The organism is Calothrix sp. CBUCES-K 9914 (assembly GCF_059640475.1).
In genome coordinates this window covers 1-12,892 of the sequence record NZ_JBXXZH010000074.1, presented here as the reverse complement: position 1 = coordinate 12,892, position 12,892 = coordinate 1, and the positions used below count along the sequence as shown (strand labels likewise).

11 protein-coding genes are annotated in these 12,892 nt (G+C 36.2%); 10 read left to right on the top strand and 1 reads right to left on the bottom strand.

The window, feature by feature from the left end; genetic code table 11:
* Positions 1-136: 136 nt before the first annotated feature.
* The 4 genes from AC2JBO_RS17950 (at position 137) to AC2JBO_RS17935 (ending at position 2,968) form a co-directional block, all read left to right on the top strand.
* Entirely contained in the window at positions 137-1,093 is a 957-nt protein-coding gene (locus AC2JBO_RS17950; RefSeq protein ID WP_496955013.1) for an alpha/beta hydrolase, read from the top strand.
* 141 nt (positions 1,094-1,234) lie between these two features.
* On the top strand, positions 1,235-1,720 hold the full coding sequence (locus AC2JBO_RS17945; protein WP_496955012.1) for a hypothetical protein: 486 nt from the start codon (positions 1,235-1,237) through the stop codon (positions 1,718-1,720).
* A gap of 187 nt (positions 1,721-1,907) precedes the next feature.
* On the top strand, positions 1,908-2,366 hold the full coding sequence (locus AC2JBO_RS17940) for a hypothetical protein (RefSeq protein ID WP_496955011.1): 459 nt from the start codon (positions 1,908-1,910) through the stop codon (positions 2,364-2,366).
* Positions 2,363-2,968 (top strand): PIN domain-containing protein, encoded by a 606-nt coding sequence (locus AC2JBO_RS17935; RefSeq protein ID WP_496955010.1) that lies wholly within the window; start codon positions 2,363-2,365, stop codon positions 2,966-2,968. The genes AC2JBO_RS17940 and AC2JBO_RS17935 overlap by 4 nt, the downstream gene beginning before the upstream one ends.
* Before the next feature lie 31 nt (positions 2,969-2,999).
* On the opposite strand, the gene AC2JBO_RS17930 is transcribed toward AC2JBO_RS17935, so the two are convergent.
* Positions 3,000-3,245 carry a hypothetical protein gene (locus AC2JBO_RS17930; protein WP_496955009.1) on the bottom strand — a complete coding sequence of 82 codons (246 nt, stop codon included), beginning with the start codon at positions 3,243-3,245 and terminating at the stop codon, positions 3,000-3,002.
* A gap of 157 nt (positions 3,246-3,402) precedes the next feature.
* On the opposite strand from AC2JBO_RS17930, the gene AC2JBO_RS17925 reads away from it, so the two are divergent.
* The 6 genes from AC2JBO_RS17925 to AC2JBO_RS17900 form a co-directional block, all read left to right on the top strand.
* The gene (locus tag AC2JBO_RS17925; RefSeq protein WP_496955008.1) at positions 3,403-3,936 is read left to right on the top strand and encodes an NIF family HAD-type phosphatase; all 534 of its coding nucleotides are present in this window, start codon (positions 3,403-3,405) and stop codon (positions 3,934-3,936) included.
* A gap of 576 nt (positions 3,937-4,512) precedes the next feature.
* Entirely contained in the window at positions 4,513-5,748 is a 1,236-nt protein-coding gene (locus tag AC2JBO_RS17920) for a glycosyltransferase family 2 protein (protein ID WP_496955007.1), read from the top strand.
* Between the two features lie 2 nt (positions 5,749-5,750).
* On the top strand, positions 5,751-7,562 hold the full coding sequence (locus AC2JBO_RS17915; protein WP_496955006.1) for an ABC transporter ATP-binding protein: 1,812 nt from the start codon (positions 5,751-5,753) through the stop codon (positions 7,560-7,562).
* Between the two features lie 20 nt (positions 7,563-7,582).
* Entirely contained in the window at positions 7,583-8,812 is a 1,230-nt protein-coding gene (locus AC2JBO_RS17910; RefSeq protein ID WP_496955005.1) for a glycosyltransferase family 2 protein, read from the top strand.
* Complete coding sequence (locus AC2JBO_RS17905) at positions 8,809-10,086, top strand: glycosyltransferase family 2 protein (protein WP_496955004.1); 1,278 nt, start codon at positions 8,809-8,811, stop codon at positions 10,084-10,086. Before AC2JBO_RS17910 ends, AC2JBO_RS17905 begins: the two co-directional genes overlap by 4 nt.
* Positions 10,087-10,130: 44 nt before the next feature.
* Positions 10,131-12,892 (top strand): glycosyltransferase (locus tag AC2JBO_RS17900; protein WP_496955003.1); only part of this gene is annotated, 2,762 nt, incomplete at its 3' end.

Below are 12,892 nucleotides of genomic sequence, written 5' to 3'. Positions count from 1 at the left end.
TTCAAGATGCTATGACTTAATTGCACCATGAGATACTGGTTCGTTTTTTTTACGTCGAGTATGACAAATTATGTAGTTAATTCTAAATCATACTCATTACAACTTTAGCTTATAATTACCCAAATAGGCTATAAAAATGCAAACAATTTTACTGGTTGTCACGACAGCGTACCATGCTTTGAGTTGTTGGTTGGAGGATAGGAAGTCGGCGCCGGGTCAACTGGTGAATATGAGTAGTAGTAAATTACACATCTATACGAAAGGTGAAGGTAGTCCAACAATAGTTCTCGACCACAGTTTAGGCGGTGTTGAGGGTTATTTTCTAATCGACGAATTAGCTAAGATTAGCAGGGTTTGTGTATACGACCGCGCGGGTTTTGGGTGGAGTGATATGAGTTGGCGCCCACGCACCAGTGAGAACATAGTCACAGAGCTAGATTTATTACTGACAAATGCTAACATCAAGCCACCGTATATTCTCGTAGGAGATTCTTTCGGAAGTTATAATGTGCGACTTTATGCCAAACGTTATCCAGAAAAAGTAGCAGGAATAGTACTTACCGATGGGTTACACGAAGAAAGCATGTTAAAAATGCAGTTTGACTTACAAGCGTTAAAATACTTCTTCGCTTCAGGGTTTGTAATGTCGGTTATCGGCGCCACATTAGGAATAGTTAGAATATGTAAGCTGTGCGGAATATTTTTGTTACTCAAACCCGAATTAAGTAGATTTACTCATGAAGCGCGCGGACACGTACTGCGTTCATTTTGCCGTCCCAAACACTGGTTAACAATGGCAAGAGAAATATTAAACTTAGACACAAGCAGCAAACAAGTAAGAGTAGCAAATAACTTTGGCGCCTTACCAATAGTCAGCATCAAAGCCAACAGTTTTTTCAAACCCTCACTATGGACAAACTTCATTCCCTTAAAAAGTGCAAACAAACTGCGCGACACAATGCACGAAAAAATTCTGGAACTATCCACAAACTGTACACAAATTCAAACGAACAACAGCGGTCACTTCATATGGGTAGACGAACCAGAAATAATCACAACAGCAGTAAAAATGATTATCAATAACCTTCAATAAACTTAACAACTCTATAAACCACACAATCTTATAGAACACACAATCTTGTGGAACGGGCATCCTGCCCGTCAACTGGTATTTGTTATTTTTACCCTATATGTTACACTTGTAGTAAGTGTAGTTAAATAAAGTGATTATTTTATGTCTGAAGATTGGGATGTTACCATCTACAACCGTAAAAAACAAATGATGCTGGGTGTACTAGTAAAGAGAATACTAAATACTTCATTGGAATGGGCTGCAGAATATAGGTATAACATTCTCTCACATGATATTTTGCCAAATCCTCCATACCTTCTATTTGCTTTTCCATATAAGTTTTATTTATGGATAAAATCAGATGCATCAGTTGATAAAATAATGCCAGATTATAATATTGATGCTTATCCAATTTTGAAGCCTTATTACGATAGGGCAGAAATTGTACCAGAAAAAATTTACAGTAAAATCTGCCTAGAAATGATTATAAATTCTTGGCTTGGAAAAATTATGGACATAAAACAATTACCTAGTGATTTAGATACATGCGAACAATGGGTAATAGAATCTGGACTTTATACAACAATCAAAGGAGGAAAATTTGCCACTCAGTTATGGCGTGAATATCGTGAAGGTATAGATTATTGAACGAGAATCAAAAGTAATGTAAATCATTTAGAAATATTTTTTTAATAAGAACAGTTTGCTAGTTACGAGCAACTCTTACAACTGAGCGAAGCTGGGCGAATACAGCCTATGCTCGTGCTTATAGTTTAGCAAAATTGCATAAAATTTATTATAATAGTAATTAATTGTTCACACTAATTTTATTTTTATGTCAGACGACTGGGATATTAGTATTTACAATCGCCATCACCAACTTGTGTTAGCAGCAGAAGTTAAAGTTGGGCTAAACGCACCAGTAGAATGGGCAGCAGAATTTAGACGCAATATATTTTCGCATGGGCTTTATGCTCCAATGCCGTACTTCATGTTTATTTTTCCTGATAAAATATACATGTGGACAGACCCTAGTACCTCAGATAAGATAACATTGCCTGACTATACCATAGATGCTTATCCTATTTTTGGTAAATACTATGAAAGATCTGGTATAGACCCTGGTGAAATAGGATATTTAAGCCTAGAGTTTATTGTGTCTACATGGTTTGGAAGAATTATTAATTTTTCTAACTCATCTGATGATTTAGATGAACATCATCAATGGATGATTGAATCAGGATTATACAATGCTATTTCAGGAGGACATCTTTTGCTAGAGGCGGTAGCGTGAATATTTACGTTGAAACTAATTTTATTTTTGAACTAGTTTTTGAACAAGAACAATTTGCTAGTTGCGAGCAAATATTACAAATGACTGAAGCTGGACTTATAGAGCTTATAGTTCCTGCTTACAGTTTAGCGGAACCACATGAAAAATTAATTCGTCAAGCTAGAAATCGTACAGAAATAGAAAATATGCTCTTAGCAGAGCTAAAGCAATTACTACGCACAGCATCTTATCAAAACCGCTTTAATAATATCGACGATATTTCAAATTTACTACTTCAAAGTATTCATGATGAAAAGCGTCGCTTTATTCAATACCGTGATAGGTTTTTAAGATGCGCGGAGATAATTCCGATGAATGCTGATGTAATTCGTGATGCTGCAACAAGTGAAGTTGTTCTTAAATTTAAACCGCAAGATGCAATTATTTATGCATCAGTTATGTTTCACTTACGCCAAAATCAGCCTCAAATAGCTTGTTTTCTCAATAGAAACGCAAGAGATTTTGATAATCCTATTACTAATAATGATTTAAATAGGTTTAATTGCAGAATGATACCTAGATTTGACGACGGTTACAACTTTATTCAATCGCGACTGCGGTAATTTTAAGTCAAAATAACTTGTCCCAGCCGCTTCATAATTCGTAACACTTCCCCCAATTCATGGCGCCTATTAAACGCACAGGTTGACCAGTATAAATTACGACGTTGTGCTGTGCAAACGATAATTCAGGTGTTTCCCAAGCTGGTTGACGGTGATGAGCAACATAAATATTATTCCACCCCTTTGCACCACTAGAAATAATGGGAGCAAGTGGAAGCGCATTCAAAATCGTTTGTTCTTGAGTCACATCAACGGCAACAGGGTAACTATTCAACATAGTTTTATATGAGAACGTACTTCGGTAACAAAGTTTTATAATGTAAAAATTATATCCGCGTAGAGACGCGATTAATCGCGTCTCTACAACGTGCGGATTTCACAACAAATGATGCGCTGACTGCTATATGTGTTTAGATATTAAACAACAATTAAATATGGAACGAAAGCTTTTAATACTTGACCTTGACGAAACTCTTATCTATGCTACTGAAACACCTCTCGCTCGCGCGGTTGATTTTATTGTTGAACCGTATTATATTTACAGGCGCCCACATCTAGAGCAATTTCTTAATACCTGTTTAGATTGGTTTGATGTTGCTGTATGGACTTCCTCTACTAAAGATTATGCAGTAGAAATTGTCGCTGCTATATTTGAGAATCCTGATTCCTTAGCTTTCTTATGGGCTATAGAACGCTGTACAATTACTTACGACTATGAATTACTCGTACATTATTCACGTAAAAGGCTGAAAAAGGTTAAACGTAAAGGTTACGCTCTAGAATCTATCATCGCCGTAGACGACACCCCGCAAAAATGGAGTCAAAGTTATGGGAATTTAGTTCAAGTTAAACCTTTTGAAGGTGATGAAACGGATGACGAATTGCTGCGTTTGCTCGTTTATCTAGATAAATTAAGGAGCGAGAAGAATGTACGCGCGGTTGAAAAAAGGTCTTGGCGATATATATAGAGATGCGATAATCAACAGTCTATGAAAATATTCCACAATTACAAATTAATATACTCCTTTAGCTAGATGACAAAAATTTTTCTTTTAAAAAAGAAATTTTCTTACCTGTGTTGGGTGGAGGCTTTGCGTAACCCAACCTACAGTTATTAAGTAAGCAATATTCAATTTATAGAGTGACATCTGTCTAACGTAAGCTTTATTTAAAGAAAAACAAAAAAAAAGACTGATATTAATCAAAATAAGAATCAACGGTGCCGCAAAGTCGTTCTACTATACATATTGTTGGTAATATTGCTGCCAAAAGCAAAATCGAAGGGTACGGTGTATACCGCTGCTCTGCGTAATGTTTTGGATATGAGTGCTTTCTTTATGAACGTTTTGCAAACAGTATCATCAAAAAACGTACTTTACCAAAGCTTAATCTTATCTTGGTTAATTTTTTAACAAGTTTATGTTTATGATATAAGTATAATAATACACTTAGTAGTCACACTTAGTTTTGTCGAATCAAAAAATAGCTGCATAGTTATTCAGTTAAAAAGCCTTAGTGTCGGTTTATAAGCAACAGGGGATAAAATGGGTTCAAATTTTTCTCTAGTATCAGTAATCATTCCCGCTTACAATGCAGAGGTGTTTATTGGTAGAACTTTAGAATCAGTTATATCTCAAACGTACAAAAATCTCGAAATTATAGTAGTTGATGATGGCTCACAAGATAGAACAACGGAAATAGTAGAGTCATTCATGCAGATAGATAATCGGATTGTTTTGTTCAAACAAGCAAATGCAGGGGTTGCAGCAGCGCGTAATTTAGGGATTCGCAAATCTAGCGGTGAATTTATTGCTCCAATTGATGCTGATGATATTTGGTATCCGGAGAAGATAGCAAAACAAGTACAATGTTTACAGAATAGTAATGCAAATGTAGGATTAGTTTATAACTGGTCAGTATTACTTGATGAAGATGATGTAATTTTAGGCGAATATAAACCTGACTATTATTTTAATTACTTTACTGTAGAAGGTAATGTTTATCCAGCATTACTGAATATGAATATTGTTGGTAATGCCAGTGTACCTTTAATTCGCCGAAGTTGTTTTGATAAAGTTGGAAATTACGATTGTAAATTAAGACAGCAGAATGCTCAAGGTTGTGAAGATTGGGATATTTATTTACGGATAGCGGAAGTTTATGAGTATCGAGTTGTGCCAGAGTTTTTAGTTGGCTACCGTCAAGTGAAAGGTAGTATGTCGAGAGTAACTAAATCAATGGCTAAATCTTTTGACTTAGTAATAGCGGCTACTCGGCGCCGTTGTCCAGAATTTCCACAGTCAGTATATAATCAAATATATAATTGGTCTGCTAGCTCCTTTTTTGTTTATTTGTTAGTCAATTGTTTTGAGCGTGCTGATTATTCGCACACTTTGTTTTGGTTATATAGAGCTATACAAAAAGATTATATAATTCTTCTACGTCGCAGTACATATCGAATCATTACCGTTTGTCTTCTTAATATTATTGCTAGTCCGGTAATATCTTTAGCTCGGCACAATCAATTGAGGTTATTGAACTTTCAGAAAAACAAATTGAAAGTATCTACAAATCAAGCACTAACGATTGATGAAATTAATCAAAAAATGAAAAAGCCGCAAAAAGTGGTAGAATGGAAGCCATATGAAAAGTTAATGTGGCACAGGTGGTTAATTATTTTGCAACATTGCCAAAGTACATATATATTAACTGAGTCGTCTGAACGGGAAATAACCTATTTTTCCGAAACTTCATTGCTTGAAAAAGGAGTGAATTTGTAAGCATGAAAAGTAAAAGTAAGAGTGTTATTACAAGTTTATTACCGCTCCTAAAGCTTTATCCTTGGGCAATTCCCACAATTATCATCCTTGGAATCATTTCTTCATTTTCCGAAGGTTTGGGGATTAGCTTATTTATACCTTTACTGCAAAGCGTATCTGAACCAAGTTCCCAATTATCAAATCAGTTATCACATCCAAATTTTTTATTAGATACACTAAATAAACTATTTACGAATTTTGATTCACAAACACGATTACTGATTATTGCATTGTGCATTCTTGTTAGCATCATTATTAAAAATAGTCTAGCTTATATTAATAGTATTTTGTTTTCTTGGTTCAACGCGCGCATCGGTCATCGTCTCAGGTCAAAAATATTTGAACAGCTTTTGAATGTTAGCTACAGTTTCTTAGAAACGAATGAATCGGGTAAGTTAATGAATACGCTGACAAGTGAAAGTTGGCGTACTGGTCAAGCTTTATCTACATTAGTTGGGTTAATTATTACTACTTCTACAATAACTGTTTATGTAATCTTATTGTTACTTATATCTTGGCGATTAACTTTACTAGTCACAGTTTGTATGGCGTTAATTTCGTTTGTAATTCAGCTATTAACGCGACAAATAAAAACTTTGGGAGAACAAGCGGTAGAAGCAAACTCTAATTTAGCGATTCGGATGTGGGAAGGGTTTTCAGGAATGAAGACGATTCGCGCGTTTGGAAGAGAAACATATGAGCAAAAACGGTTTGATGAGACATCAACGAAAGTACGCACTACTTTTTTAAAGTTGGATATTCTCTCTAGCATCGTTAGTCCTTTATCTGAAGTTTTATCTGCGGTTTTATTGTTGTGCATTTTGGTTGTTGCACTATTACAAGATCAAACTGCTTTACCAACTTTATTAACTTTTATCTTTATATTATATCGTCTTCAACCGCAAGTCAAACAATTAGACGGGGCACGTGTTGGTTTGATGAGTTTAACAAGTGCGGTGGACGACGTAATGTCACTGTTAGACTGCTCTGATAAACCTTATATTCGTTCTGGTTCGATTAATTTTCCAGCTTTAACACAAGGAATTTATTTAAAATCGGTAGACTTTTATTATAATCCTTCAGAAAAACCTGCGCTATTAGATATGTCGCTTTGTATTCCCGCGTCTAAAACTACAGCAATAGTTGGTCCTTCTGGCGCCGGTAAATCAACTTTAATTGGTTTAATTTGTCGTTTTTATGATGTGACATCAGGAGAAATATATGTTGATAATTATCCAATACAAGAATTGAATCTCAATGACTGGCGCCATCAAATAGCTATTGTTAGTCAAGATGTACATATGTTTAGTACTACCGTCTTAGAGAATATTGCCTATGGTAGGCTAAATGCAACAGAAAAAGAAATCATTGCAGCAGCGAAATTAGCTAATGCTCATAATTTTATCACTCAACTACCTCAAGGCTATGACACAAAAGTTGGCGACCGTGGAATTCGTCTTTCTGGAGGACAAAAACAACGCATTGCTTTAGCAAGAGCAATTGTCCGTAACCCGCAAATTTTGATTCTCGATGAAGCAACGAATGCGCTTGATAGTATTTCTGAACATTTAATTCAAGAAGCTTTAAATACATTAAGCCAAAATCGTACAGTGATTGTCATTGCTCACCGTTTATCGACAATTGAACAAGCTGACCAAATTATTGTACTTAATGAAGGACGTGTTACAGAACAAGGTAATTTACAACAATTACTTAAATTAAATGGACTGTTTGCCCGTCTTTATAATTTACAACACCGTAATGTTCATAATTAAACAATCTTAATTACTGCGTTATGCCTTATATAATTCAAGATATAGAAGTAACAGAAGCATTACCTAGCATCTCGCTTTCAGAAAGTGACACAGGTATTGCTCTAGTTCTACGTAGGAAAGATAAATTGATTGGCTTTTTGCTACAAGCATTACCACCAAAAAGTATGCTGACTCCAGAATATCTGGAGCAAATTGTTAGCGAACAAGTGGGAAAAAAGATACTTCAAGAAAGCATTAAAGAAGAATTAACAGTTAAAATAGCGAATCTGGAGGATTTTCCTTCACTGACTGTTGCTATTTGCACCAAAGACCGTCCAGACAACCTTAGTCGGTGTTTGAACTCATTAATTAAGTTACAGCAATCTCCATTAGAAGCTAAACCCCATTTTGAAATTTTAGTAGTGGATAATGCACCATCTGATGAGCGTACTAAGGAATTAGTAACTTCTTTATCTACTGTTAGTTATGTTCGTGAACCAAAGCCTGGTTTAGATTTCGCGAGAAATCGAGCAATTAAAGAAGCAAATGGAGAAATTTTAGCTTTTATTGATGATGATGTTGTTGTAGATCGAAATTGGCTAAATGGACTAATGGAAGCATGGGCAGAAAATCCTGATGCAGGTGCTTTTACTGGGCAAGTACTTCCTTATGCGTTGGAAACAGAAGCTCAAATTGTTTGTGAACAAAGAGGAGGTTTCCGTAAAGGGTTTGAGAAAATTCGTTTTGGTCAAACTCTACCAGGAAATACTTTATATCCATGTGGCGCCGGAGTATTTGGAGTCGGATGCAATATGGCTTATCGACGCGAAATTCTAATCAAGCTAGGTGGTTTCGATGAAGCTCTGGATACAGGTGCTGCTCTACCAGGTGGTGGCGACCATGATATGTTTTATCGTGTTGTAAGAGCAGGTTATATATTAGCATACGAACCTCAATATTTAGTCTTTCACGAACATCGTCGTGACCTTGCAGGATTAAAGCGTCAGTACAGTCGGAGTTGGGGTTTAGGCTTTACATCATATGTAACCAAATGTTATTTAAGTGACCCACCACAAAGAAATAAATTAGTACGTTTGATTTTGTGGTGGATTAATTATGAACTTACTCAATTATCAGAAAGTGTGTTAGGTAAACATCCTCTATCACCTGACATATTATTAGGAGAGTTTTTTGGTGGCATCGCTGGATTGTTTGGCGAATACTCGCGGTCAAAAAAACGTACTGAAAAAATCTATAGGCAATTCTCATGAATAATTTAGCTCCTTTAAAAATTCTACACATTCATTTAGATAAAGGAATTGAGCCACTACCTTTATACTCAGACTGTCAAGGGTTATATATAGTATTTTGGTGGCGCGACATTCCTCTTGGTAACTGTAAAATACTAGCTACAGAATTACCAATGTTGGCTATAGAATTACAAAAGCTAGCTGTGCGGACAATTACTCCTGTAGTCAGTACTTATCTTTTCCAACATGATATTAATAGTGATGAAATAAAAAATGACGCATCAGTATTTTCGGCTCTGAGAAATTTAGAGAAACCTTTAGCAAAACTTTGTAGCTCAACACCAAAGCTTACAAAACATTCTATTTCTATTGTTGTTCCTACATGCAACAGACCAGAACAGCTAGAAATCTGCCTGAATTCACTACAAAATTTATCTCAACTTCCTGATGAAATTTTAGTTGTAGATAATTATCCCAAGGAAAATGCCACACGCCAATTAGTCGAGCAAATGCCGGATATACGTTATGTTGCCGAACCAGAACCAGGTGCAAGCATCGCTAGAAATACAGGAGTTAAGTACGCAAAAGGTGATATAATTGCTTTTATAGATGATGACATGACGGCTCATCCTGACTGGCTAGCTAAATTACAACAAAACTTTGCTGACCCTGAAGTTATGGCTGTCACAGGTTTAGTTCTCCCTGGAGAATTAGCAACAGAAGCACAGCAGATTTTTGAAGAATACTGGAGTTTTAATAGAGGTTACAGTCGATTAAATTATGATTCTGAATTCTTTGGCAAAACCAAAAAATATGGTGTTCCCGTTTGGCTGATGGGTGGTAGTGGTAATATGGCTATACGGCGCCAAACTTTCATGTCATTAGATGGTTTTGATACTCGACTAGGAGCAGGACCAAAAGCCGCTGGATGTAGTGAAGATTCAGAATTATTTTATCGCTTGGTTTCAGAGGGTTTACTATGTCGCTACGAACCAACTGCTGTTGCTTATCACTTTCATCGTTCAGATATGAATAGCTTTAAAAAGCAAGCATTTGGTTATATGCGCGGTCATGTTGCAGCACTATTAATTCAGTTTGAAAAATACCAGCACTGGGGAAATATCCGTCGTATATTAAAAACTTTGCCTAAATTTTACGCAAAGCTGTGGCTGAAAGGAATATTAAAAGGATTGAAACCTCGACACAGGACAGTTTATGCAGAACTAGCAGGATGTTTTTCTGGCATTAGCTTCTACTTAAACAATAAGCTTTATCATAAAAACTTTAGTCAATAGTGGCTATTAGCTCACAGTCATGAAATTTAGTAATTTTACCCTCTATGAAAGTATCTATTATTATACCTGCTTATAACGCGGCACCGACAATCACTGAAACGCTGTTATCTTTGCAAGCTCAAACTTTTTCTGATTGGGAGGCAATTATAATTAATGATGGTTCGAGTGATGATACGTTTACGATAGCTAATCAATTTGCGGCACAAGATTCACGTATCAGAGTAATTAATCAACTAAACCAAGGTGTGAGTGCCGCGCGTAATTTTGGTATAAAAGAAGCTTTGTATGACTGGGTATTATTTCTTGATGCTGATGATTGGATTTTACCTCAACACTTAGAAAAATTAACAGAAGTTCTTAAGCAAGATGCAAATCTTGATGCTGTTTACTGCGGTTGGGTAAGAGTTACACCTGATGGAAAAAAGGTTAACTATGACTTTTCTAATCAAGCGAGTCAGATGTTCGCTGCATTTGCTCGTAGTTGTGTATTTGCAATTCATAGTTGTATTGTTCGTCGTAATATTATATTAGATGTTGGTGGCTTTGACCCAGAATTACCAACTTGTGAAGAATGGGATTTATGGCAAAGAATCGCTCGTACTGGCGCCCGTTTTGCTGCAATACCCGAGAAGAGCGCATATTATCGAATGCGTCCAAATTCGGCTTCTTTTAATACACACCAACTTTTATATAATGGGCTAAAAGTAATTACTCTTGGACATTCTCCTGACTCACGAGTTCAAAATCCATCTGCTGGTTATGCTACTGGAATGCCCAAACAAGAATTATCAAGCGCCAAACTTACATTTGTTTCTTGGGTAGCTGGACTTACAATAGCTAGTGGTGGTGACTTCTTACCTTTACTTGCTACTGTAGAAAGTGAGTTTGAACCAGGACTAAACCCAGAAGTTATCGCTTTATCAATTTTTTGGTCTATATTCTTACCTACTTGTCAAACACCATCTGATTGGTATGAGTTATGGTTGAAGTTAGAATCAAAAATTAGAGAATTCTTAACAGCATTAGAGAAATTATCTTTGGCGCCAGCTTTAGCAATTCGTGCATCTAAAAAATTACAAGATTTAATTTTAGAACACACAACTGTCACAAAACCATTGACTATAGGTACTACTTATGCAGTACAGCAAGAAGTTACAGAGCCATTTATAGATATTGTGGCGCCGTCTGAAACAGAACGCTTGCATTGTGCGGTGACTATACAAGGTAAGCATTTAGGAAATGTTATTTTACCTATTTGTGATGGGGTTGTTTCGAGTTATGTTCTACAAGATGCTATCGCTTCAAAATTTGCTTGGGAAATTCTAAGGAGTTACTTCGACAACACAGTATACCGTCAACTTACTACTAAACGCACTTCCACAGGATTATCAATTTGGCGAGGTAATATTCATCTTGCCTCAATACCTGAAAATGATACATTACATAACAATATAGGATGGATAGTTTTTCTCCAAGAACTTTGGGGAGCTAACTGGGAGCAAAGCTATTTCTATAATGAAAGTTTGACGAAGCTGCAACAACTCAAAGCGACTGTGAAGAGTTTAGGGCAAAGTAGTATTAAATCGATAGTAGAAAATATTACTCCTACAAAGCAGCAAGTTGAAAATTGCATAACAGTTGAAGTCAGTCAAAAATTACCTCATCTTACAACTAGTGCAGAAACACTACAAATTATTCCCACTGTTGGTGGAGTTGCTCTAGGGACAATAGTTTATCAAGTTAAAGACAATAAAGTTACACCTCAACAACTACGAGCTACTATTATACAGGGAGCTAGGTATGAACTAGCTGTTGCTACTGTCCGAGAAGGATTACTAGGAATGCCGCTAACTGGTAATTTAAGAGAACGGTTAGCGAAAAAACCATCATTCCAAAATCATCATGACACTAATATAAAGCTTGGGCGCCATGCAGGAGCAATTGGAACGAGTAGCTCACGACGCGCGACTCTCCCCCAAGCTGCAAAACACGACTTACTTACATCAGCATCAGTTGCAAATGAAGAGTTCGTAGAAACAAATAAGAGTGAGCATCCACAACAAACAATATTCTACGTACCAGAATTAATATCCCAAAATATTCAACTAGAACAACATACATATAAAACACATTCACAGCAACAAATTAACCTGCGCTCAAATTTTGAAACACTGTTTGCCAAAAACGCTGACCCTTGGAAATATACTAGCCCCTACGAACAGACAAAATACGAACAAACTTTAGAATTATTACCAAATGTCAAATTTGAACAAGTGCTGGAATTAGCATGTGCAGAAGGACACTTTACAGCACAACTGGCGCCGAAAGTTGGTAACTTACTAGCAACAGATATTTCTCAAATTGCTTTAGAAAGAACAGCACAGAAATGTAAAGATTTAAACAACGTCACCTACGAACGTCTTGATGTAATTACAGAGTCCATTAACGGTAAATACGATTTAATCATTTGTAGCGAGGTTCTGTATTATACCGAAAAAATAGAAATACTTTCTTTAGTTGCTTCAAAAATTGCCAATGCTCTCAAACCAGGTGGCTACTTTATTACAGCACACGCGAACTTAGTTAGAGATGAGCCAAACCGACCGGGTTATAATTGGGGTTATGCATTTGGAGCAAAAGTCATTGGTGAGACGTTTGCTAATACTCCACCACTGCAATTAATTAAAGAGTTACACACACCGTTGTATCGAGTTCAACTTTTTCAAGCTTTGTCTGATTCGGCGCCAATAACACCAGAAATAATCGAAATTCCCCAACCAACACCACCACCAGCATATGTAGCAGA